Source organism: Billgrantia endophytica (assembly GCF_002879615.1).
In the GTDB taxonomy this organism is placed as follows: domain Bacteria; phylum Pseudomonadota; class Gammaproteobacteria; order Pseudomonadales; family Halomonadaceae; genus Halomonas; species Halomonas endophytica.
This window is the reverse complement of sequence record NZ_PNRF01000024.1, coordinates 22,396-45,848: the sequence shown is the minus strand read 5'-3', so window position 1 is coordinate 45,848 and position 23,453 is coordinate 22,396. Positions and strand designations below refer to the sequence as shown.

The following is a 23,453-nucleotide window of genomic DNA, read 5'->3' as shown; positions in this document are numbered from 1 at the left end:
CTCAATGATACCCTTCGCCTACCCTGACCTTGCCGCGGAAGACCCAGTAGGACCAGAAGGTATAGCCCAGCACGAACGGCAGGACGAACAGCACACCGATCAGCAGGAACAGCTGTGATTCGGGTGCCGAGGCAGCGTCCCAGATGGTGTAGTCGGGCGGTACGATCATCGGCCACTTGCTGACCACCAGCCCCAGATAGGTGAACAGGAACATGCCCAGCGTGGCCATGAAGGGCATCAGTTCACGGCCGCGTCTCACCGACCAATAGACCGCAAACATGCACAGCAGGGTCAGCGCGGGCAGAATCCATATGACGCCGATAATGCCGAACCAGCGCTCCCAGACGAGCGGATTCACCAGCGGCGTCCAGATGCTGATGATCGCGAAGATCACCAATACCGCCAATAGCAGGGGTGGGGTCAGCTTGTAGGCCCACGCCTGGATATAGCCCTCTGACTTCAGGATCAGCCAGGTGGTGCCCAACAGCGCATAGCCGAACATGATTCCGATGCCGGTCAACACCGAGAACGGCGTGAGCCAGTCGAAGGGGCCCCCCACGAAAACCCCGTCGTGGGTCTCGAATCCCTGGATGTAAGTACCGACGACGGCGCCCTGGGCAAACGCCGCGATCGCCGACCCCCAACTGAACGCCCGGTTCCACATCCGGCGGTTTCGCCGCTCGCGACGCGACTTGAAGCGAAGCTCGAAGGCGACACCGCGAAACACCAGCCCCGCCAGCATCAGGAATACACCGATATAGAGTGCCGGCAGGAAGACGGAGTAGACGAGTGGAAAGGCGCCCAACAATCCCGCGCCTCCCAGTACCAGCCAGGTTTCGTTGCCGTCCCACACCGGTGCGACCGAGTTCATCATCACATCGCGGGCATCCTCGTCCGGCGCGAAGGGGAAAAGAATCCCCAGCCCAAGGTCGAAGCCATCCATGAGCACGTACATCATGATGCCGAAGCCGATGATGAGTGCCCAGATCAATGACAGGTCGAACATTTCCATGGTTCAGCCCTCCACCTTGGTGGGATCGTCGTCGAAGGGTGTGCCGGTGGCCGACCAGGGCCGCTTGGGGGTTTCGAAGTCGTCGACCAGCTTCTCCTCGTCCTTCTCCTGCATTCCGTAGCGGATGACCCGGGTGAGGTAGTAGGTACCGGCATAGAAGATCACGCCATAGACCAGCACGTACCCGATCAGGGTGAACAGGGCCATGCCCCCGGTCAGCGACGGGGTGACTCCATCGGCATGGGTCATGATTCCGTAGACCAGCCAGGGGGCACGCCCCGATTCGGTGGTGATCCAGCCGGCGAGCACGGCAACGAAGGGCATCACCGACATCAGCCTCAGCGTCTGCAGGAAGCGATGGGAGTGATAGATCCGTCCGCCGCGGCGCAGGTAGAGGCCAACCAGGGACACCGCGATCATCAGGAAACCGATACCGACCATGACCCGGAATGCCCAGAACACCAGCGCGACGGGGGGCTGCTCTTCCGGCGACGCCTCCAGGATACCGGGTACCTCGCCATGCAACTCATGAGTCAGGATCAGGCTGGCCATATAGGGTATGCCGATCTCGAAACGGTTCTGCTGGGCTTCCTGGTCCGGCCAGGCGAACAGCAGGAACGGCGCGCCCTCCCGGGTTTCCCAGTTGCCCTCCATGGCCGCCAGCTTGGTGGGCTGGTACTCCAGCGTATTGAGGCCATGGAAATCGCCCACCAGAGCCTGGGTTGGCGTCAGCACCAGCAACATCCACAGGCACATCGACAACGCCTTGCGATTCGCCTCGACATCCCGGCCGATCAGCAGATACCAGGCACTGACACCGGCCACCACGAACCCGCCGGTAATGAACGAGGCCATGGCCATGTGGGCGAGCCGGAACGGGAAGGAAGGGTTGAAGATCGCCTCGGTCCAGGAGGTGACCCGAAAGACGCCGTTCACCACCTCGACACCGGCCGGCGTGTGCATCCAGCTATTGGCCGCCAGGATCCAGAAGGTCGAAATGAAGGTGCCCACCGCCACCATGATGGCCGCGAACAGGTGGACGCCCTGGGGCACCCGGCCACGGCCGAACAGCAGCACGCCCAGAAATGCCGCCTCGAGGAAGAAAGCGGTGACCACCTCATAGCTCAGCATTGGCCCCATGAAGTTGGCGGTGGACTGGGCGAAGTTGCTCCAGTTGGTGCCGAACTGGAAGGACATCACGATGCCGGACACCACGCCCATGCCGAACGCCACGGCGAACACCTTGGTCCAGAGCTGGGCCAGGCGGTCCCAGGCGGGATTGCGCGTCTTGTAGAAGAGCGCATGAAGCACGGCAATGTAGGATGCCAAACCAATGGTGAAGACCGGAAAGATGGCGTGAAAGGAAACCACGAAGGCAAACTGCAATCGTGACAGCAGCAGGGGATCAAGCTCCATGACGCATGCCTCTTGGCCGCAAAGAGAAAAACGTCTACAGGGATGCGGGTGCACGCAGGGTGCTTTGTTGTGCCTTCGGCAACGCCTTCCCGGGTTGCCGTGACGCATTCCACCTCGACACTCAAACTGAGCCTAGATCAGAATACAAGGCAAGGAATACCTGATACAGGTTTCCTATACATGCCTTTCTTGATCCAAGAATGTCTGTTTCATCTTGCTCCGTAACCTACAGAAATCCTATGATTTTTTTGTGATTTCACCTGTGTCGGGTTGTCGCAGCCGCTACGCTGGCCGGCTCAGGCCGCGACAGCGGAAACAGCCATCAGCCTACCCAGGAAGATCATATAGCCAAGGAACATGATCATCAGCACCGCACCTTCGAGTCGGTTGATGCGGCCCGGCCGCCCTCGCCAGCCCATGGCAAAGACCACCATCAGCGCGGTCATGACGGCCATCATGCTCCAGTCGCGCAGCAACACCTCGCTTCCCACCTCGATGGGCATGATCACGGCGGCAAGCCCCACCACCCCCAGCGTATTGAAGAGGTTCGAGCCGACTACGTTACCCAGTACCAGGTCATGCTCACCTCGCCGCAACGCGCTGATCGAGGAGGCCAGCTCCGGAAGCGACGTGCCGACCGCCACCACGGTGAGGCCAATGACCAGGTCACTGACGCCAAAGCCCTGGGCGATGGCAATCGCCCCCCAGACCAGAATGTGTGAACTCACTATCAACGACAGCAAACCCACCAGGGTCCAGGCCAGCCCGGCCCTGAGCGACAGGGAAGAGGCCTGCAGGCTCTTTTCGGTTTCCGTCGCATAGGCATCGTCGCCAGCCCGGCGAGCCTGCACGATGCTCACCAGGATGAACGCAGCCAGTAAAGCGAGTAGCAGACTGCCTTCCAGGCGACCGATAACCCCTCCCCACATCAGCAAGGCCGACAACAGGGTAACGCCGCCGAGCAGAGGCAGTTCCCGGCGAATCACACCGGAGTGCACCGCGAGTGGAGACATCAGTGCCACCAGGCCCAGGATCAAACCGATATTGGCAATATTGGAACCGTAGGCGTTCCCCAGCGCCAGGCCGGGGTTGCCCTGACCAGCCGCCAGGGCCGATACCATCAACTCCGGTGCCGAGGTACCGAAACCGATTACCAGCATGCCGACCAACAGCGGAGAAACACCCATCCTTCGAGATGAAACCGCGGCCCCATCGACAAAGCGCTCGGCGCTCCATACCAACAGGACTAGACCTCCAACCACAGCCAGGATGGGATATAACATTTTCGATCCTCAGGAACATTCAGTGCCGAATGTTTGTATATAGAACCCACAGCGTCAACGTGTCACACTTCTGCATGGCACAACCTTACTAGGCAATGGCAACGCCATCGCCCTCCTATCGGCCAGTCTTCAGGTAACGGTTTTTGGTGTCCAGGCAACCCTTTCGTTTTCCGTCCTTCCCCCGGGACGAGCCCCAGGTAGACCAAGCCCCGCCAGAGGTACGCACCTCACGGCGGCGCCTGCGTGCCTGTCATGAGTGCGACTGGCTGGTCGCCCTCCCCCCCTTGCGGGCAGGACAGAAGGCCGACTGCCCCCGCTGCGGCCATACGCTGGCCAAGCGGCACCGTCAGCCGGCTCAACGCAGCATGGCCCTGGCCGTATCCGCACTGATCGCGCTGATGCTAGCAGCCTCCTTCCCGTTCGTCAGCTTCAGCGTGGGAGGCATCGGTAATCGAATCGAACTCTCCCAGACCGCCACGACCCTGATCGGCTTTCATCAACCCATTGTCGCGATCGCGGTGATCCTGACCATACTGGTACTGCCGGCCGTCTATCTGCTGGGCGTGATCTGGCTGCAGTTCGGCCTGCTGCGCGGAGAGCCATTGCCGGCCAGCCGAAACATCGCCAGATCCCTGTCCCATCTGCACCCCTGGATGATGGCCGACGTCTTCATCATCGGGGCGCTGGTCAGTCTCATCAAAGTCGCCGGCCTGGCACAGATCGAGCTCGGCATCTCCTTCTGGGCCTTCTGTGTCTTCGCCGCACTGTTGCTGTTCACCACCCAATCCCTCGACTCGGACTGGATGTGGTTCTCCCTTACCGGCGAGCCACTGGCTCCGGAAGGAGCCCGAACGGGGGAGACCGCAGCCTCTCAAGGGTTGACCGGGTGCTCCACCTGCGGCCTGGTCAACCGGCTTGCATCCGGTGGGCACAGTCATTGCCGGCGCTGTGACGAGAAACTGCATTCGCGCCTGCCTCACAGCCTGCAGCGCACCTGGGCCCTGCTCGCTGCCGCCACGCTGATGTACGTGCCAGCCAATGTCTATCCGATCATGACCACCACCAGCCTGGGGCACACCACGCCGTCGACCATCGTCGGCGGCGTCGTCGAGCTGATCCAGATGGGCTCCTGGCCGGTGGCCGTGGTCATCTTCACGGCCAGCGTGATCGTCCCCGTGGGCAAGCTGGTGGCCCTGGCCTGGCTCTGCCTGGTGGTGAAACGCAGCAATGAACTCAATGCCGGCTCCCGCACACGCCTCTATCGCCTGACCGAATTCATCGGCCGATGGTCGATGGTGGATGTCTTCGTGGTGGCCATTCTGGTGGCCCTGATACGCGCCGGCTCGCTGATGTCCATCACACCCGGGCCCGCGGCCCTGGCTTTCGGAGCCGTCGTGGTTATGACCATGCTCGCCGCCATGACCTTCGACCCCCGCTTGATCTGGGACACGCCCCTGCCGCGTGAGACCCGCGACCCGCAAGGAACCCCTGGATGAACGATACCCCTCGCGAGAACGACGCGCCCCGCGACATGCATCGGGCCAGACCCACGCCCCAGACACGACTCTCCCCGATCTGGATCGTACCCATCGTGGCTATCGTGATCGGCCTGTGGCTGGTGTACGACAACTATCGTAGCCGTGGACCGTTGATCACCCTGACCATGGACAATGCGGAAGGTGTCGAGGCCGGCAGTACCTTGATCAAGAGCCGCAATGTCGAGATCGGCCGCGTCGAGCGCGTTCAGCTTTCCGATGACCTGACTCACACGGTCATCACTGCCCGGATGGCTCCTGACACGGAGGCCATGCTGGCGGAAGACAGCCGCTTCTGGGTGGTCAAGCCCCGTATCGGTCGTGAAGGCATCAGCGGACTGGGCACGGTACTCTCCGGGGCCTTTATCCAACTGCGGCCTGGCAGCGGCGAGCCGGGTGTCAGAGAGTTTGCCGTCAGCGATCAACCACCCGTGGCCTCGGCCGATGCGGCGGGGCTTCGTGTCAACCTGGTCAGCCAACTCGGCAACTCCCTCCGGGCTGGCGACCCGGTGACCTTCCAGGGGTATACCGTGGGTCGGGTGGAAGAAGTCTCCTTCGATGCCGATGCCCGGCGCATGGACCAGCGAATCTTCATCGAAAGCCCCTACGACCAACTGGTCACCGACAGCACCCGCTTCTGGTCGGCCAGTGGTGTCGACCTGCGCCTGGACGCCGACGGCATCCGGGTCAATGTGGAATCCATGGAAGCCTTGCTGGGCGGCGGCGTCACCTTCGGCGTACCGGAAGACCTGCCCATGGGTGAGCCGGTGGAGAATGACACGACGTTCAATCTCTACCCCGATGAAGACAGCGCCCGGCAGGGCACCTTCGACCGCTACCTGGAATATGTGCTCCTGGTGGACGACACAGTCCGGGGCCTGACACGGGGGGCACCAGTGGAATTCCGCGGCGTGCGCATCGGTACCGTGGCATCGGTTCCCTGGCAGTTCACCGCACCCCAGCCGGAGAGCAGAAGCGGCTTCTCCATTCCTGTCTTGATCCGTATCGAGCCCCAGCGACTTGGCATCGAAAACCAGCAGCTTGACCTGCGGGATTGGGAAGAGCGCTTCGACCGGATGTTCGAGATGGGCCTGCGTGCCTCATTGAAGACCGGTAACCTGCTGACGGGCGCCATGTTCGTGGATACCAACTTCCATCGCGACGAAGCCGGTAACCATGTGAGCGAGATATTCAGCGATCGTACCGTCTTCCCCACCACCTCCGCCGGCTTTGCCCAGATCGAGGCCCAGGTGACCAGCCTGCTCGCGAAGCTCAATGCCCTGGAGATCGAACCGCTGCTGGCGGGGCTTGACCGTAATCTGGCCAGTTCGGAGGCGATGCTCGGCGAGGTACGCGAGCTGAGTGCATCCTTGCAAGCCATGCTTGACGACCCCGGGACCCGTGGCTTGCCCGGCAACCTCAATGACACTCTGGATGCCCTGCGTGAAACGCTCGAGGGGATCTCACCGGATTCCAGCGCCTATCGTGAGCTGACAGGAGCCGCGGAACGACTGGAACGCCTGATGCGCGACCTGCAACCGGTGACGCGAACGCTGAACGAGAACCCCCGTGCCCTGCTGTTCGATAGCCTGGATGCCGAAGATCCACAGCCCAGGGCACCACGGCGCGATTAGATATCATTGGGATACGCGACTTCTATTACCATCATGATCTGAACAATGGAGCCCTGAATGAGAATGATCCCCTGGCTGGCCGCCGTGGCCGCCATGCTCTGGCTAAGCGGTTGCGCTACCGCAACCGCGCCGGCCGACCGTTTCACCCTGCCCGGGAGCGAAACCGCTCCTGCGTCCACGGCACGGGCCGAGCATCTACTGGTCGTGCGCGCACCGCATCTGGCGCACTATCTGGATGTCGACGGGATCGTGCTGCAACTGGACGACATCACCCTCAACGCGGCACGCCAGCACCTGTGGGCCGAACCCCTGGGACACCAGTTGGAGCGCGGCCTGAGAGCCCGCCTGGCGGAGCGTCTTCCCGACACACGCGTAGTGCGCGATGCCGGCCCCATCCGCGACCCTTCCGCCGTGACGCTGCGCCTGGAGGTCGATCGTTTCCAAGGCCATCACGATGGCCTTGCCATAGCCAGCGGCCGGTGGCAGCTACATGCGGCGGATGGCAGCCTGCTTGCCATGGAAGACTTCCGGGCCGCGACGGAACTCCATGATGACGGCTATCCGGCCCTGGTGCGCGCGCTGGGCAGCAGTTGGGATCGGGTAGCCGAGCAGATCGCCGACGGAGTTCGCCGGGTTCGACAGGTCGAGGGCCGAGCCTGATGAGCCCAATTCGACTGGGTACGCTACGCTAGAGACGAACCACCACAAGACAGGGACTCGTTCATGACGCATGAGACGCTGGATCCAGCCTTGAGCCATGAAGCCGCACTGGCGCTGAAGGCACAGATACGACGGCTGGAGGAACACCTGCTCGAGGCAATGGCCGCCAAGCCCGCCGATGCCGTGGCCCCGCTAAAGGCAGCCGACGAGGCGCTGGAGGAACTTCGCCAGCAGCTTCAGGCCTGCCCGGATGTCCAGTTGCCAACCCTGGACGGTATAGCGCAAGGCATGGCCAGGCTGGCCTGTGACCTGTGTCGCCAAGGCGCCTGCGACGACCTATCGGACGAGTCCCGGCAAGCCTTCATCGACCACTACGCCGCGGAACTCACCACCGTCGATGGCATTGGACCGGTCAGCGCCCGCGCCCTCTTCGCCCATGGCTTCAGCGATAGTGCACGGCTGCGCCAGGCGGACCCCGAGGAGCTGGATCACGTCAGCGGTCTTGGGGCCGCCACCCTGGCGCGTATCAAGCAGAACCTCTTCGAGAAGAACCCCTTGGAGAAGAACAACCCATAAAAGCTGCGCCGCTCCCCTCGCTATGGCATAATGCGCACTCGCGGCAACCTGTAGTCCCTCCTGCCGCGCCCTGAACCGAATTTTTCACGCCTTGGCCCGGGACTGGTCATGTGCAAGACGCACATGGCACGGCGGAGGCGTATCTGCGGAGACCGCATGACCTTTTCCGAACTCGGCCTGCGTGCCGAACTGCTCCGTGCCGTCGAGGCACAGGGCTACACGATTCCGACCCCCATTCAGCGCCAGGCGATACCTGCCGTTCTCAATGGTGGCGACCTGTTGGCCAGCGCCCAGACCGGTACCGGCAAGACCGCAGGCTTCACCCTGCCGATGCTGCAACGCCTGGCAGAAGGGCCGCGACCCGGCAAGCGCCAGATTCGCGCCCTGATCCTGACGCCGACCCGCGAACTGGCGGCCCAGGTGGGCGAAAGCGTGGCCGACTACGGTCGCCATCTCACCCTGAAGAGCCATGTCATCTTCGGCGGCGTAGGCCAGCAACCCCAGGTAGACGCCATCCGACCCGGCCTGGACGTGCTGGTGGCCACGCCCGGCCGCCTGCTCGACCTGCACCAGCAGAAGCACGTGGACCTGTCCCACGTCGAGATCCTGGTGCTCGACGAAGCCGATCGCATGCTGGACATGGGCTTCATCCACGACATCAAGAAGATCCTGCGCGTGCTGCCCGAGAAGCGCCAGAACCTGCTGTTCTCGGCCACCTTCTCCAACGAGATCCAGGCGCTTGCCGGCAAGCTGCTCGACAACCCGGCCATGATCGAGGTGGCGCGTCGCAACACCACCGCCGAGACCGTCGACCAGTCGATCTATCGGGTCGACAGGGAGAAGAAGCGTGAGCTGCTGGCCCACCTGATCACCCGCCACAGCTGGAACCAGGTGCTAGTCTTTACCCGTACCAAGCATGGCGCCAACCGGCTGGCCGAGCAGCTCTCCAAGCAGGACATCCCTGCCATGGCGATTCACGGCAACAAGAGCCAGTCGGCTCGCACCAAGGCCCTGGCCGCCTTCAAGACCGGCGACCTGCAGGTATTGGTGGCAACCGACATCGCGGCCCGCGGCCTCGATATCAACGAACTGCCCCACGTGGTCAATTTCGAACTGCCCAACGTGGCGGAAGACTACGTTCACCGTATCGGTCGCACCGGCCGTGCCGGCAGCGACGGCCAGGCCGTTTCCCTGGTCTGCGTCGACGAGCATGGCCTGTTGAAGGGTATCGAGCGACTGATCAAGCGCGACCTGGTGAAACATGTCGAGCCGGGGTTCGAGCCCGACCCCAATGCCAAGCCCGAGCCCATCGAGAATGGCCGTGGCGGACGCGGTGGCCGCTCTGGCGGACAGGGGCAGCGCGGCAACGGCGGTAACAGCACCAGTCATCGCGGTGCCGCTTCGCGTGGCAGCGAAGGCAACCGCAGCGGCGACGACAACCGGGCGCCACGCCGGCGCCGCAGCCGTGGTCAGGGCGCCCGTCAGGCCTGAGCCGGCACCTGGTAGCGGACGGCGATGGGGCACGCCGATGCGGGCTGCCCCATCGCCGGACCCGACAAGGAACGAGGGAATGGCGAGACGATGACGACCGAACACCAGCACAACACCACGCGTATCGTGCTGTTTCTGGTACTGATGGTGCTGGTTTCCCTCAACTTGCGTCCGGCGCTCTCCTCCCTTGCCCCTCTCCTCGTTCGGGTGCAACTCGACACCGGCCTGTCCCCTCTCGCCATCGGTGCGCTTACCACCCTTCCGGTTCTCTGCCTGGGCGTCTTTGCGCCTCTCGCCCCGTGGCTCGCCAGGCGGCTGGGGCCGGAAAACACTCTGACACTGGCCTTGGTGCTCATGATCCTCGGCCTGCTGATACGGGGCACCCCGCCCACCATCCTGTTGTTTGCCGGTACGCTGCTGGCCGGTGCCGCCATCGGCATTGCCGGCACGCTGCTGCCAGCTCTGGTCAAGCGCGAAATTCCCGCGGGCGCCGACCTGATGACCGGTGTCTATACCATGGCCCTGTGCCTGGGGGGAGCCCTCGGTGCAGGGCTGAGCATACCCTTGACCGACCTGCTAGGTAACTGGCGCCTCAGCCTGATCGGCTGGTCATTGCCGAGCGTGACCGCCCTGCTGGCCTGGGTCATGCTCATGCCGCGCACACCGCGGGCCGCTCCTTCACCCGGCGGGGGCGGCTCCCTGCGCCAGCTTCTCTCCCAACCGCTCGCCTGGCACGTCATGCTGTATATGGGGACCCAATCATCGCTTGCCTACATTGTCTTCGGCTGGCTACCCACCCTGCTGCAAGCACGCGGATACAGTGAATCGGAAGCCGGTTGGATGATGGGCGCCTCTGTCATGGTGCAGCTGATCTCGGCTTTGGGAGCGCCCTGGCTGGCACGCTTCGGCCGCGACCAGCGCCCCGCACTGATGCTTACCCTGGGCTGTGTCGGTGCCGGACTCTGGCTGCTGCTGCAGGGCCCGACGGGCTGGCGCTGGGCCGGGGTCGTCCTGCTGGGGCTCGGCCAGGGAGGCAGTTTCAGTCTGGCCCTGGCGCTGATCGTGCTGCGTACCGGCAACTCACGCCTGGCCGGCAAGCTGTCCGGCCTGGCCCAGGGCGGCGGATACACGCTGGCGGCCATGGGGCCCCTGACGGTAGGCGTGCTCCTCCAGTTCGACGTCAGCCTGACGGCTCTCACCACGGCGCTGCTATCGATCGTTGCTGCCGCTGCCAGCTTCGCTCTGCTGGCCGGACGCAACCGCCGGCTGGATGTCGATGAGGCAGGCAGGTTGATCACCCGCTGACCGGCACCGCTGCGAAATGGCGCCTCCCGGCAGGTTCATGACCAGCGCCCCCGAAGACATCCAGTGCGACATGACATCGGTCGCTCCATGATTCTCTTCCTCTTGATATAGTGTGATTTCGATCAAGGCCGAAGCCCTATCTCGACCGCCCCTTCCCTCATCCAGGCAGCCAATGAACGACACTTCCGATGTGGTGTTCCAGACCCGCGGACTGAAGCGCTTCTACCAGATGGGTGAAGTGACCATCCAGGCGCTACGCGGCATCGACCTCGAACTGCGTGCGGGAGAGTTGGTCGTGATGCTGGGTGCCTCGGGTTCCGGCAAGTCCACCCTGCTCAATATCATGGGCGGTCTCGACAGCGCCAGCGAAGGCAGCGTGCACTACCGTGATCGTGACCTGACACATGCCAGCCAGCGAACGCTGACCGAATTCAGACGCCATCACGTCGGTTTCGTGTTCCAGTTCTACAACCTGATTTCCAGCCTGACCGCCCGCGAGAACGTGGCCATCGTCACCGATATCAGCCGCGACCCCATGCCTCCGGCAGAAGCGCTCGCCATGGTCGGCCTGCAAGCGCGGCTGGACCACTTCCCCTCTCAACTTTCCGGTGGCGAACAACAGCGCGTTGCCATTGCCCGCGCCATCGCCAAGCGGCCCGAGGTCCTGCTTTGCGATGAGCCCACCGGAGCTCTCGACTTCCGCACCGGTATCCGCGTATTGGAAGTGCTGGAAGAGATCAATCGAACCACCGGCACGATGCTCGCCATCATCACCCATAACGAGGTGATCGGCGAAATGGCTGACCGGGTGATTCGCCTGCGGGACGGCCAGGTGGGCGACATTCATGTCAATGCCAGGCGGCGGCCACCCAGTGAGTTGCGCTGGTGACACCATGACGATCATGAAGGTCGGCACCCTGCACCTGAAGTTGCTCCGCGACCTGTTTCGACTCAAGGGGCAGGCGCTGGCCATTGCGGTGGTCATCGCCAGTGGCGTCATGACCCTGATCATGTCAGTGACGACCCTGGAGGCGCTATCCGGTTCCCGCGATCGCTTCTACGCCAGCCATCACTATGCCGACCTCTTCGCCGACATCAAGCGAGCACCATTGGGACTGCTGGAACGTCTCCAGACGCTGGATGGCGTAAGTCGCCTGGAGCCCAGAGTGCGCGCCCCGGTTCGCCTGGACGTAACCGGCTTCGATGACCCGGTGCGCGGCGTCATACTATCGCTACCCGATGGCCGCCAGCCAAACCTGAACCGCCTGCATCTACTCGCCGGCAGCCTGCCCGAAGCCGGACGCAACGACCAGGCAATCGTCAGTGACGCCTTCGCCGATGCGCATGGCCTACGCCCCGGCGATACCATCCAGGCGATAATCGATGGTCGCCAGACACGGCTATTGCTGAGCGGTATTGCTCGCAGCCCCGAAATCATCTACCAGGCGGCTCCCACCGACCTGCTGCCGGACTACAAGCGCTATGCCACCCTCTGGATGAATGAGCGCACGCTTGCCAACGCCTATGGCATGAAAGGTGCCTTCAACCAGCTACTGATCACGCTGCAGGCGGGTGCCGATGTCGATACGCTGATCGACGAACTGGACCTGATTCTGGCCCGCTATGGCGGTACCGGCACACAGACCCGTCATGACCAGCAGTCGCACCGCTTCCTGGAGGAAGAGCTGGCCCAGCAACGCGCCCAGGCCACCATACTGCCGGCCATCTTCCTGGCCGTTTCGGCCTTTCTCCTCAACGTCGTGATGGCACGCATCATCCAGACACAGCGCGAACCCCTGGCCATGCTCAAGGCCTTTGGCTATCGCAACGGCGAACTGGCCCGGCACTACGGCCTGCTGGCCGTCCTGATCGTTCTCCTGGGCTGGGTGGCGGGGGTGCTGCTCGGCGCCTGGGCGGCACATGGCCTTGCCGGCATCTACGCCGAATACTTCCGCTTTCCCGAGATGCACTTTCACGTGCCTCCCTGGGCCATGGCACTCGCTCTTGGCGTGGCCGGCCTGGCGGCCCTGGCAGGTACCTGGCATGCCGTGGGGAGAGCCGTGCGTGAACCACCGGCGGAAGCCATGCGCCCTCCCGCACCGCAGCGCTTTCGCCGCACCTGGCTGGAGCGTTCGCCATTCGGCCGAGCGCTGGGCAACGAGTCACGGATCGTGCTGCGGCACTTGCTGCGACACCCCGCCAAGGCGAGTCTTTCGGTAATCGGGATCGCCCTTTCCGCCGGGCTATTGCTGATGGGTGCCTATCAGCTGAGCGCCGTCGAGGAAATGCTCGACCAACAGTATCGCCAGGTCATGCGCATGGATATTGAGCTGACCTTCAGCGACGTCACACCGGCCCGTGCTGCTGGTGAGCTGCGCCACCTTCCCGGCGTGCTGGTAGTGGAATCCTGGCGCCGGGTGCCCGTCACCCTCATTCACGGCCACAGGGAATACCGGACCAGCCTGCTGGGCATGGACGAGCGGCCACGGATGCGCCAGGTGCTGGACCCCCAGGGGCGCCCACAAACGCTTCCGGTGGAAGGGGTCATGCTGACTCGATTCCTGGCTGACCACCTCCAGGCCGGGGTGGGCGATACGTTGGAGGTAGCCGTGAAGGAAGGACGGCGACAACACCTCAAGCTGCCATTGTCCGCCCTGGTGGATGAACCCATCGGTGTCGGCGCCTATCTGCAGCGTGACACCCTCAATGCCCTGCTGAACGAAGGACCGGCCATCAGCGGTGCCTGGCTACTGGTCGACAGCGACCAGCAGGCGGCACTGAACGACGCCCTTCACCGGATGCCCGCGGTAGCCTCTATCGGTATGCTGTCGGAAGCCGAGCGAGGCATTCGCGACTACATGGATGAAACCATCCTGATGTTTGCCCTGGTGTTCGTGGCCCTGGCCGGCTCGATCGCTTTCGGTGTGACCTACAACAACGCGCGTATCACCTTTGCCGAACGGGCAAGGGAGCTCGCAACGCTGCGGGTACTGGGTTACACCAGGGCCGAAGTGGCCCGGATACTGCTGGGCGAGATCGTCCTGATCACCCTGCTGGCGATCCCGCTGGGGTGGCTGATCGGAGTCGGCTTCAGTGCACTGCTCAACCAGGCCTTCAGCAATGACCTCTTCAGAGTGCCACTAACCCTGCCCCCCTACGCATTTGGTTTTGCCGCCGCCGGTGTCGTTGCAGCCTCGGCAATCGTCGCCGTACTGGTGATTCGACGCCTGGGGCGGCTGGACATGGTCACCGCTCTGAAAGCCGTGGAGTAGACAAGGAACGACAAATGAAAGCCATGACACGCCACATCAAACGCCTCATCGGCGCAGCCCTGGGACTGGCCGCCCTCGGGCTGCTGGCCTGGGCCCTATGGCCTTCCCCCGTCACCGTCAGTATCGCCACGGTGAATGTCGGCCCCTTCACCGAAACGGTGAGCGAAGAGGGTCGCACCCGCCTGCGGGACACCTGGCACGTCTCGGCCCCCATCGCCGGCTACCTGCAGCGTGTCATGCTCGAAGTGGGCGATACAGTAGCGGAAGGCGACACCCTGTTCCGCCTGGAACCGAGCCCGGCGCCAGCGCTCGATGCACGCTCACGGCAGCAGGCCGAAGATAACCTCCAGGCCGCCCAGGCCCGATGGCGGGCCACCCAGGCCAACCTGGAAACCACCCGCGCCGATCGACGTTTTGCCGAGGCGGAGTATCAGCGTCATCGGCAGCTCCATGAGCGCAATCTCATCTCGAACGCCGAGCTGGAACACCGCCAGAACCTGAGAGATCGTCAACGCGCCCTGGAAAATTCGGCGGCCTCCAACGTCGAGGTGGCACGCTTCGAGGTGGAGGCCGCCCGCGCCATGCTGGACGTCGTCAGCGGGCAGCGCAGCCAACCCGACGATACCCCCGAGCTGGCAATACGCGCCCCCATCTCGGGCGTGGTACTCACCCGCCATCGCTGCTGTGAAGGCAGCGTGGCAGCCGGTGAGCCGATCCTGGAGCTTGGGCGGCCGACAGATATCGAAGTACAGGTGGACCTGCTTTCCATGGATGCGGTACGCCTGCGCCCGGGAATGACGGTACGTTTCAGCGGCTGGGGAGGCGATGCACTGGAGGGGCGAATCAGGCGCATCGAACCTGCCGGTTTCACGCGTATCTCGGCGCTGGGAGTGGATGAACAGCGTGTCCCGGTCATCGTCGACTTCGCCGAATCCGTGGACCCTGAAGCGCTCGGCCTCGGCAAGGGCTTTCGCATCGATGCCGATTTTCTGGTCTGGGAAGGGAACGAGGTGATGCAGATTCCCACCAGCGCGCTATTTCGCCACCAGGGCGCATGGACCGTTTTCGTCGTCGAGGAGGGGCGCGCCGCGCGCCGCACGGTGGAGATCGGTCGTCGACAGGGCATGGTCACCCAGGTTCTCTCCGGACTCGCCGAGAGCGAGGTCGTCATCAATCACCCGGGGGAGCAAGTCAGTCACGGGGCCAGGGTAAAGGTGGAGGAGTGAGACTTTCCCGCCCAACCGCTATCATGGCCACCTCGACGCATCCTCAATGACGTTACCAGGAGCCGACATGAGCCTGCCCTCCCACACCACTCGCCCCGTCCTGGTTCTGTATGCAGGCGGCACACTGGGCATGGTTCCCACGGCGCAAGGACTGGCACCCGGCGGCAATATCGACTCCCGCCTGCGCCGCGCCCTGTCGACCCTGCCTCCTGCCCGGCAGGCCAGCCTGCCCGAGTTCGTGGTTCATGAAAGCGCAGACCCCATCGACTCCAGTTCCGCCACGCCCGCCGACTGGCAGCGCCTGGCCCGGGCAGTCGCTGCCGAACTGCCAGCGCACGCGGGGGTCGTGATACTGCACGGCACCGATACGCTCTCATGGACCGCATCCAGCCTCGCCTTCCAGCTTCAGGGCCTCGACCGCCCGGTCGTGATAACCGGTGCCATGTTGCCGCTGGAAGCCGAGGGCAGCGATGCGCTCGCCAACATTGAACTGGCCCTTCGCTTCGCCGTGGAGCCCCGCCTGCAGGAGGTGGCCGTCGCCTTCGCCGGCCGGCTGATGCGTGGTGTCAAGACCCGCAAGATACACAGCGAATCCGCCGATGCCTTTGCCAGCCCCAATTACCCGCATCTGGGCCGACGAATCGACAACGATGCCATACTCTTCCCAGGCCGAGGGCTGGCGGCGCAACAGCGAGGGGCTCCGCGCTTCGAACTGCCCGATTATGAAGCGCTGGCGAACGGTGGCGTGGTCCGCATCGCCCTCTGGCCAGGGGTCCAGGCCTGGCAGCTGTCTGCCTGGCTCGAGGATGAACGGGTCAGGGGGGCCCTGCTGGAAGTGTGGGGTAGCGGCAACGCACCGGAGGACCCGAATCTATTGGGTGTCCTGGCCAAGGCAACCGGAGAAGGAAAACTGCTTGTCGCGGTCAGCCAATGCCCCGGTGGCAGCATCGACATCGGTCACTATGCGGCGGGACAAGGGCTGGCCCAGGCTGGTGTGCTGTCGGCCGATGCCATGACACCGGAAGCCGCCTTGACCAAACTGATTCATCTCTTGGCCCAGCCGCTGGACGATACCGAACGTCGAGAACGCTTCCTTACTGCACTGGTTGGCGAGCGTTGAGCAATCGAAAGGACAAGTACCACCGTTGAAGTGCATCAGGCGGATAAGGCGCAAACCGGCTATTGTTTGGTTACCTGGGCACTTGGAGTCATACCATGGAAAAGCCTGTCCATCATTTTACCGAGCTTTTCGAGCAGTTGGGCCTGCCTGCCGATGAGAAGTCCATCAAGGACTTCATTGAGCGTCACGCACCGCTGCAGGACACCATGCAGCTTCACGAAGCGCCGTTCTGGAGTGAAGCCCAGGCCGCATTTATCGTCAATGCCTTGGATGAGGATGCCGACTGGGCCGAAGTGGTCGATCACCTGGACGCCTCGTTGCGGAAGATATAAATTTCTTGACCGTTTGGCTAAGGTAACTTAAAAACAACAAACGAGTGTTTACATCAGGAGCCATCATGCCTCTCGATAGGACGTCGATTGCAGAGCTCGATGCCGATACTGGCTTGCCTGCTCCTGATCTCCCCTCCCTACCCGATCTTCTTCGTGACCGCCTGGCCACCTGTCGCACGCTCCCGAGCCTGCCCGCGGCGGCCGCCCGTGTCATAGGGCTTGCACGCTCACCGGAGCCGTGCCTCAACGACTTTGCCAAGATAATCGAGCAGGACCAGGCTTTGACCATGCGACTGTTGGCGCTGGCCAACAGCGCCTTCTATGCTCGCGGCACCAATCGCGTCACCTCCTGCCTCGATGCCGTCTCGCGCCTGGGTCTCGATGCGACCCTTGCCGCCGCGTTGAGCTTTGGCCTGCCGCGCACCGGCTCCAGCGACACGCTGGAATACGACTATCTATGGCAGCGCGCCATTATTGCAGCACTGTCTGCCCAGCAATTGGCACAACAGCTCTGCCCCCGCGAGACCGGACAGGTCTTTACCACCGCACTGATCCAGGACATTGGCATATTGGCGCTCGAAGCCGTCGATACCAATGGCTACACAGAACGCATCCCAGGTGTACGCCATCACGAGATGCTGTGTGAGACCGAACGACGGCATTACGGCTGTGATCACGCGCTGGTCGGCGCCTGGCTGGCAGTCGGCTGGGGAGTGCCACACCATCTCGCCGCCGGTATCATCGAAAGCCACGGCCCCCTCATGGACGGCAATCCACGCAATCTATGCCTGCGCCTCTCCTGCCGGATTGCCGATAGCTGGCTCTCGCCCACCCCGGCCCAAGCCTTCAGCAACCTGTTGCATCAATTGGCTCCCCTGGCATCCCTGGATATCGCGCTGGTAGTGTCCGCCATGGAAGATCTCCAGCACCGGCTCCCCTCGATGGCCGAACTCTTCGAGGCCACCTGCCCACCGGACCTGAACAGTGTCGCCTTACTGGCGGAAGCCAAGGAACTGCTTTTCGAGCAGAACCTCCGGCTCCACCACCGGCTCACCGAGAAGCAGCGCGAGCTCGAGGCACTCCATGCCAGCCACGTCGAACTCGACGAGCAACACCGCACCGACCACCTGACCCGGCTTGCCAATCGCCCCTGGCTGGAGAAACTGCTGAATCACCACTTCGAAGGCTCACGGCTTTCCCAGCAGTCGCTAACGGTCATGTTCATCGATCTGGACCACTTCAAGCGCATCAACGACCACTATGGACATCGCTTTGGCGACGAGGTGCTGATCCACTTCTCCGCCGCACTGGACAATATGGTGCGGGAAAGCGACATCGCCGGACGCTATGGCGGCGAGGAATTCCTCGTCATCATGCCACACACCCGGCGCGACCAGGCCGTCATCCTGGCCGACAGGATACGGCACTACCTGAATACCCAGCCCCTGGCACAGGCGGAAGGGGAACCGCTGCACGTCACCGCCTCGATCGGCATCGCCTCACTGGAAGATGCCGAGTTCAAGGATGCCAACGCCATGGTGGACGCCGCCGACAAGGCCATGTACGGCGTCAAGCATGACGGGAGGGATGGCGTGGCTCACTACAAGGAATAACCGAGGGGGCTATACCTCGCGCCCCTCCTCCACACGACGACGCATCCAGGCACCGATCAACAGCAGCACGGCCAATGCCACCAATGGCAGCACGATGTCCGCACTGATGATGTCTTCCTCCTTGGCCACCGCCTCCAGCGCACCGTGAATGGCGCTGGCATAGACAGCCCACTTGATGCCAAGTCCGACGACGGCGGCTATCACGAAGGTGCGCAGCGGTAGGCGGCGAAGCCCGGCGGCGAAATTGATCACCGAATGAGGGAACCCCGGCAATACGCGCAGGGCGCACTGGGTCAGGAAGTCGCTGCGCTGCTCCAGCATGCGCATGATCTTGCGCGTGAGCCCCCTGGGGTTCCAACGATCCCCGATCCTGGCGGCAAGGTGGTAAGCCCCCAGGGCGCCGCCCAGGCTGCCAAGGATCAGCATGGGCGTTGCCACCAACGGTGGATAGAAAGGCGCAATCAGCCATAGCCCGATACTGCCTGGCAAGCCGAAAGCCAGCGTCACCGCCATGACCAGGATGACTCCGATGACCACCACCGGATGATGCGAGACCTCTTCGGCCCAATGCTTGATAGCGACGAAATCCGGCGAATGCCAGATCCAAAGATAACCGGCCATGAGAAGGCTGGCCCCGACAGCTACCAATCTCCAGCGTCGGCGCAATGAGAAATCTTGTAGCATCGGTTGTCTCGCATGCCCGTTCAAAGGAGCACATGTTGCCACGCGCCTCGTCTCGGGTCACGCGCTTCAGGCATCCCGCTTGCCATCAGGGCCAGGCAATCGCGTAGAGGGCTGCTCTACCGCCGCGCCATTCCCAGCCCTCTCATCCACCGTGCTATCGACCAATAATGGCATGGCGGCAACCCGCCGATCGACATACTGAAGTATTCCCAACTGCACCACCAACATGGCCAGGCATAACAGCAGCCCTTTGATCACGGCTGTATCCTCGAAGGAGACCGGCGGCCTCGTCGAAACGATTCTAGCCCCTGGCGAAGAAAAGGAAAAGATAGCGTCCTAACGACACCAGGTCTTGTACGAAAAGTCGAAGCGTCGAACCAGGCGGCTCCAACAGGGTGGGAAAGCGGCCTACGGCGCCAGCTCACCTTACAGCCGCGCCTCGACGCGATCCAGGATTTGCCGGCTGACCTTGTTGACCAGGGGCCTGGCAGCCCGCGCCACGGCTTTTTCCACCAGACGGTTGCGAATGGCATAGGTCAGGGTCAGCACCACTCTGGTGCCCTCTTCTACGGGGGTGAGTCGATAGCACCCCTGGTTGCGCACCCCTTCAATCGATTCCCACGCCAGCACTTCCGGCGCCCGGGACTCGGTGATGGCCACGTCGAAGGTCCAGTCCATCCCGACCGCATGCACGTGCCAGCGATAGCGCTCTTCGCCCAACGATTCGATGTCCTTGATCAGGTCGGAGTAATCAACGAAATCCTCCACCCGCTCCAGCAGGGCAAAGACCCGCTCCGGCGGGGCCTTGAGGATTGCACTGTGTTCAATAGTTGCCATGACGGTTCCCTATACTCCTGGACGACGCTAGAATTCGCCTTCGACTATCAGGGCTCGACTGCCCTGCCACGCGACCGGGCGGCGGCCAATGCGGCTCGGATACCTGGCAGCCCCAGCTTTATCCTGTGAGGTTTTTGATGTCCACACCCAAGGTCGGTTTTGTCTCACTGGGTTGCCCCAAGGCGCTGGTGGATTCCGAACGCATTCTGACCCAGTTGCGTACCGAGGGTTATGAAATCGTACCCAGCTATGATGATGCCGACGTGGTCGTGGTCAATACCTGCGGCTTCATCGATAGCGCCAAGGCCGAGTCACTGGAGGCCATCGGTGAAGCCATCGCCGAAAATGGCAGGGTCATCGTGACCGGTTGCATGGGCGTCGACGAGGCGGCCATCCGTAACGTGCATCCCAGCGTATTGGCGGTCACCGGCCCCCAGCAATACGAAAAGGTGGTGGGTGCCGTGCATGATGCCGCTCCCGCCAATACCGCCCATGACCCACTCATCGACCTCGTTCCACCCCAGGGCATCAAGCTCACGCCCCGTCACTACGCCTATTTGAAGATCTCCGAGGGCTGCAATCACTCCTGCAGCTTCTGCATCATTCCCTCCATGCGCGGCAAGCTGGTCAGTCGGCCCGTGGGTGACGTGCTCAGGGAGGCCGAGAGCCTGGCTCGGGCCGGCGTCAAGGAGCTACTGGTCATCTCCCAGGATACCAGCGCCTATGGCGTCGACCTGCGCTACGTTGAACAGGAGTGGCGCGGCCGGCCGGTCAAGGCTCGCCTCACCGAGCTGTGCGAGGCACTGGCCGAGCTGGGCATTCGGATCCGACTTCACTACGTCTACCCCTACCCCCATGTGGACGAGCTGATCCCGCTGATGGCCGAGGGCAAGATCCTGCCCTATCTGGACATCCCCTTCCAGCATGCGAGCCCCAGGGTACTGAAGGCCATGAAGCGTCCCGCCTTCGAGGACAGGACACTCGAGCGCATCAAGCGTTGGCGTGAAACCTGCCCCGAGCTGACGGTCCGTTCCACCTTTATCGTCGGCTTCCCAGGTGAAACCGAGGAGGATTTCCAGTACCTGCTCGACTGGCTCGGCGACGCACAGCTCGACCGCGTTGGCTGCTTCCAATACTCCCCAGTGGATGGCGCTCCGGCCAATGAACTTGGCCTGGAGCCGGTACCCGATGACGTGAAACAGGAGCGCTGGGAACGCTTCATGGCCCATCAGCAGGAAATTTCCGCCGCTCGCCTGCAGCAGAAGATCGGCCGGGAAATCGAGGTGCTGGTGGACGAAGTCGACGCGGAAGGGCCGGTTGGCCGCAGTGAGGCGGATGCGCCCGACATCGACGGCATGGTATTCCTGGAAGCCAAACATACCCTTACACCGGGCGAAGTGGTACGTGCCCGGGTGACCCATGCCGACGAATACGACCTCTGGGCCGAGGTCATGACAACCTCTCAGCCACTGAAATTCGTCAATGCCCTGTAATAGCCTGACGGCGCAAAGCGGCTCTTCAGCGTTGTGTCACAAGAAAACGCCGCCTCGGTTAGCCGAGGCGGCGTTTTCGTCAACCGTTCCGTGCGGCCCCGGATAACCGGGGCCGCGACAGATCAGTCCTGACCCATCTGCTGCTTGATCAGGTCGCCGATGGTGGTCGGGCCACCCGCTTCGACGTTCTCTTCACGCAGTTTCTTCAGATTCTGACGGGTGTCGTCCTGGTCCTTCGCCTTGATCGAAAGGCTGATCGCACGGTTCTTGCGATCGACGCCAACGATACGGGCCTCGACGGTATCGCCTTCGTTCAGCACGTTGCGAGCGTCTTCGACGCGATCGGCGCTGATCTCGGACGCCTTGAGGATGGCGACGACGTCAGTCGCGAGCTCGACGTGGGCTTCCTTGGCATCGATCTCGATCACACGACCCGACACGATGGAGCCCTTGTCGTTGACGGCGAGGTACTCGGCAACCGGATCGGTATCGAGCTGCTTGATACCCAGGGAGATGCGCTCACGCTCCGGATCGATGGAGAGGATGACGGCTTCCGCTTCGTCGCCCTTCTTGAAGCGACGAACGGCTTCTTCACCGGTTTCGGACCATGACAGGTCGGAGAGGTGAACCAGGCCGTCGATGCCGCCTTCCAGACCGATGAAGATACCGAAGTCGGTGATCGACTTGATGGTACCGGAAACACGATCGCCCTTGTTGTACTGGGCGTTGAAGGTTTCCCACGGATTCGCGGTGCACTGCTTGATACCCAGGGAAATACGACGACGCTCTTCGTCGATGTCCAGGATCATGACTTCCACTTCGTCGCCAATATTGACGACCTTGGAAGGATGGATGTTCTTGTTGGTCCAGTCCATCTCGGAGACGTGAACCAGGCCTTCGACACCCTCTTCCAGCTCGGCGAAACAGCCGTAGTCGGTAAGGTTGGTGACACGGGCCGTGACCACGGTGCTCTCGGGATAGCGCTCCTTGATGTTGACCCAGGGGTCTTCACCCAGTTGCTTCAGACCCAGGGAAACGCGATTGCGCTCGCGGTCGAACTTGAGCACCTTGACATTGATCTCGTCGCCGACGGCCACGATTTCGCTCGGGTGCTTGATGCGCTTCCAGGCCATGTCGGTGATATGCAGCAGGCCATCGACGCCACCCAGGTCAACGAAGGCACCGTAATCGGTCAGGTTCTTGACGATACCGATGATCTGCTGGCCTTCCTGCAGGGTGGCGAGCAGGGCTTCACGCTCGGCGCTGTTCTCGGCCTCGAGTACGGCACGGCGGGAAACGACGACGTTGTTGCGCTTCGGATCGAGCTTGATGACCTTGAAGTCGAGTTCCTTGTGCTCAAGGTGCGTGGTATCGCGCACCGGACGCACGTCGACCAGGGAACCCGGCAGGAAGGCACGAATGGAATCGATATCGACGGTAAAACCGCCTTTCACCTTGCCGTTGATCACGCCCTTGACGATCTCTTCCTTGTCGAAGGCCGCTTCCAGCACCTTCCAGGCTTCGGCGCGTTTGGCCTTCTCGCGAGACAGACGCGTCTCGCCGAAACCGTCTTCAACGGCTTCCAGGGCGACGCTGACTTCGTCGCCGATCGCAATGTTCAGTTCGCCACTTTCGTCGCGGAACTGAGCTACGGGAATCTGTCCTTCGGACTTCAGGCCGGCATTGACGGTGACCCAGTCACCTTCGATGTCGACAACAGTGGCCGTGACGATGGCGCCCGGCTCCATGTTGATGTCCTGGAGTGACTGTTCAAACAGTTCAGCAAAGCTTTCGCTCATGATTTTCCTACGTGATCAACGGTGTTGAGGCGTCGCCGCCTTCTCCGCACCACCAGCGAGTGCGGGCCTAATTTGCCAAACCCCCGGGAATGTTAGCGCCGGTTCGACCTGGGCGAGCTTTCAGTGAAAGGGCTGCTCGGCCATGCCATCACATCCTGACGGGGG

Annotated in this window: 20 protein-coding genes; 13 read left to right on the top strand and 7 right to left on the bottom strand. The window is 62.7% G+C overall.

Annotated features, from left to right (window positions below):
• Position 1: 1 nt before the first annotated feature.
• The 3 genes from cydB to C1H69_RS11890 form a co-directional block, all read right to left on the bottom strand.
• Positions 2–1,012, bottom strand: coding sequence for a cytochrome d ubiquinol oxidase subunit II (gene cydB, locus C1H69_RS11900; protein ID WP_102653628.1), 1,011 nt, complete (start codon positions 1,010–1,012; stop codon positions 2–4).
• A 3-nt stretch (positions 1,013–1,015) separates the two neighbouring features.
• Entirely contained in the window at positions 1,016–2,428 is a 1,413-nt protein-coding gene (locus C1H69_RS11895; protein WP_102653627.1) for a cytochrome ubiquinol oxidase subunit I, read from the bottom strand.
• A 296-nt stretch (positions 2,429–2,724) separates the two neighbouring features.
• A complete protein-coding gene (locus C1H69_RS11890; RefSeq protein WP_102653626.1) occupies positions 2,725–3,711 on the bottom strand; it encodes a calcium/sodium antiporter in 987 nt (328 codons plus the stop codon).
• Between the two features lie 146 nt (positions 3,712–3,857).
• Between C1H69_RS11890 and C1H69_RS11885 the strand changes: the two genes are divergently transcribed.
• The 12 genes from C1H69_RS11885 (at position 3,858) to C1H69_RS11830 (ending at position 18,475) form a co-directional block, all read left to right on the top strand.
• Positions 3,858–5,207 (top strand): paraquat-inducible protein A, encoded by a 1,350-nt coding sequence (locus tag C1H69_RS11885; RefSeq protein WP_102653640.1) that lies wholly within the window; start codon positions 3,858–3,860, stop codon positions 5,205–5,207.
• The gene (gene pqiB / locus C1H69_RS11880; RefSeq protein ID WP_102653625.1) at positions 5,204–6,880 is read left to right on the top strand and encodes an intermembrane transport protein PqiB; all 1,677 of its coding nucleotides are present in this window, start codon (positions 5,204–5,206) and stop codon (positions 6,878–6,880) included. The genes C1H69_RS11885 and pqiB overlap by 4 nt, the downstream gene beginning before the upstream one ends.
• Before the next feature lie 57 nt (positions 6,881–6,937).
• Entirely contained in the window at positions 6,938–7,540 is a 603-nt protein-coding gene (locus tag C1H69_RS11875) for a PqiC family protein (protein ID WP_102653624.1), read from the top strand.
• A gap of 63 nt (positions 7,541–7,603) precedes the next feature.
• On the top strand, positions 7,604–8,116 hold the full coding sequence (locus tag C1H69_RS11870; RefSeq protein ID WP_102653623.1) for a helix-hairpin-helix domain-containing protein: 513 nt from the start codon (positions 7,604–7,606) through the stop codon (positions 8,114–8,116).
• Positions 8,117–8,272: 156 nt separating this feature from the next.
• Entirely contained in the window at positions 8,273–9,607 is a 1,335-nt protein-coding gene (locus C1H69_RS11865) for a DEAD/DEAH box helicase (protein WP_102653622.1), read from the top strand.
• Between the two features lie 90 nt (positions 9,608–9,697).
• Entirely contained in the window at positions 9,698–10,912 is a 1,215-nt protein-coding gene (locus tag C1H69_RS11860) for an MFS transporter (protein WP_102653639.1), read from the top strand.
• 172 nt (positions 10,913–11,084) lie between these two features.
• Positions 11,085–11,801: an ABC transporter ATP-binding protein gene (locus tag C1H69_RS11855; protein WP_102653621.1), complete on the top strand. Its 717-nt coding sequence runs from the start codon at positions 11,085–11,087 to the stop codon at positions 11,799–11,801.
• A 4-nt stretch (positions 11,802–11,805) separates the two neighbouring features.
• Positions 11,806–14,184: an ABC transporter permease gene (locus tag C1H69_RS11850; protein ID WP_240609918.1), complete on the top strand. Its 2,379-nt coding sequence runs from the start codon at positions 11,806–11,808 to the stop codon at positions 14,182–14,184.
• Positions 14,185–14,198: 14 nt separating this feature from the next.
• Complete coding sequence (locus tag C1H69_RS11845) at positions 14,199–15,410, top strand: efflux RND transporter periplasmic adaptor subunit (protein ID WP_205738473.1); 1,212 nt, start codon at positions 14,199–14,201, stop codon at positions 15,408–15,410.
• Positions 15,411–15,477: 67 nt separating this feature from the next.
• Positions 15,478–16,530: an asparaginase gene (locus tag C1H69_RS11840; protein WP_102653620.1), complete on the top strand. Its 1,053-nt coding sequence runs from the start codon at positions 15,478–15,480 to the stop codon at positions 16,528–16,530.
• A 95-nt stretch (positions 16,531–16,625) separates the two neighbouring features.
• Positions 16,626–16,862: a DUF2789 domain-containing protein gene (locus C1H69_RS11835; protein ID WP_102653619.1), complete on the top strand. Its 237-nt coding sequence runs from the start codon at positions 16,626–16,628 to the stop codon at positions 16,860–16,862.
• A gap of 65 nt (positions 16,863–16,927) precedes the next feature.
• Positions 16,928–18,475, top strand: a complete 1,548-nt coding sequence (locus C1H69_RS11830; RefSeq protein WP_102653618.1) for a sensor domain-containing diguanylate cyclase — start codon at positions 16,928–16,930, stop codon at positions 18,473–18,475.
• Between the two features lie 9 nt (positions 18,476–18,484).
• Here the strand turns inward: C1H69_RS11830 and C1H69_RS11825 are convergent, their stop codons facing one another.
• The 3 genes from C1H69_RS11825 to C1H69_RS11815 form a co-directional block, all read right to left on the bottom strand.
• Positions 18,485–19,096 (bottom strand): TVP38/TMEM64 family protein, encoded by a 612-nt coding sequence (locus C1H69_RS11825; RefSeq protein ID WP_240609917.1) that lies wholly within the window; start codon positions 19,094–19,096, stop codon positions 18,485–18,487.
• A gap of 129 nt (positions 19,097–19,225) precedes the next feature.
• Positions 19,226–19,417: a hypothetical protein gene (locus C1H69_RS11820; protein WP_102653616.1), complete on the bottom strand. Its 192-nt coding sequence runs from the start codon at positions 19,415–19,417 to the stop codon at positions 19,226–19,228.
• 168 nt (positions 19,418–19,585) lie between these two features.
• The gene (locus C1H69_RS11815; protein WP_102653615.1) at positions 19,586–19,996 is read right to left on the bottom strand and encodes an SRPBCC family protein; all 411 of its coding nucleotides are present in this window, start codon (positions 19,994–19,996) and stop codon (positions 19,586–19,588) included.
• A gap of 137 nt (positions 19,997–20,133) precedes the next feature.
• Here C1H69_RS11815 and rimO point away from each other — a divergent pair, with 137 nt between their 5' ends.
• Complete coding sequence (gene rimO / locus C1H69_RS11810) at positions 20,134–21,489, top strand: 30S ribosomal protein S12 methylthiotransferase RimO (protein ID WP_102653614.1); 1,356 nt, start codon at positions 20,134–20,136, stop codon at positions 21,487–21,489.
• Positions 21,490–21,611: 122 nt separating this feature from the next.
• Here rimO and rpsA read toward each other — a convergent pair whose 3' ends face one another.
• Positions 21,612–23,288, bottom strand: a complete 1,677-nt coding sequence (gene rpsA / locus C1H69_RS11805) for a 30S ribosomal protein S1 (RefSeq protein WP_102653613.1) — start codon at positions 23,286–23,288, stop codon at positions 21,612–21,614.
• Between the last annotated feature and the right edge of the window lie 165 nt (positions 23,289–23,453).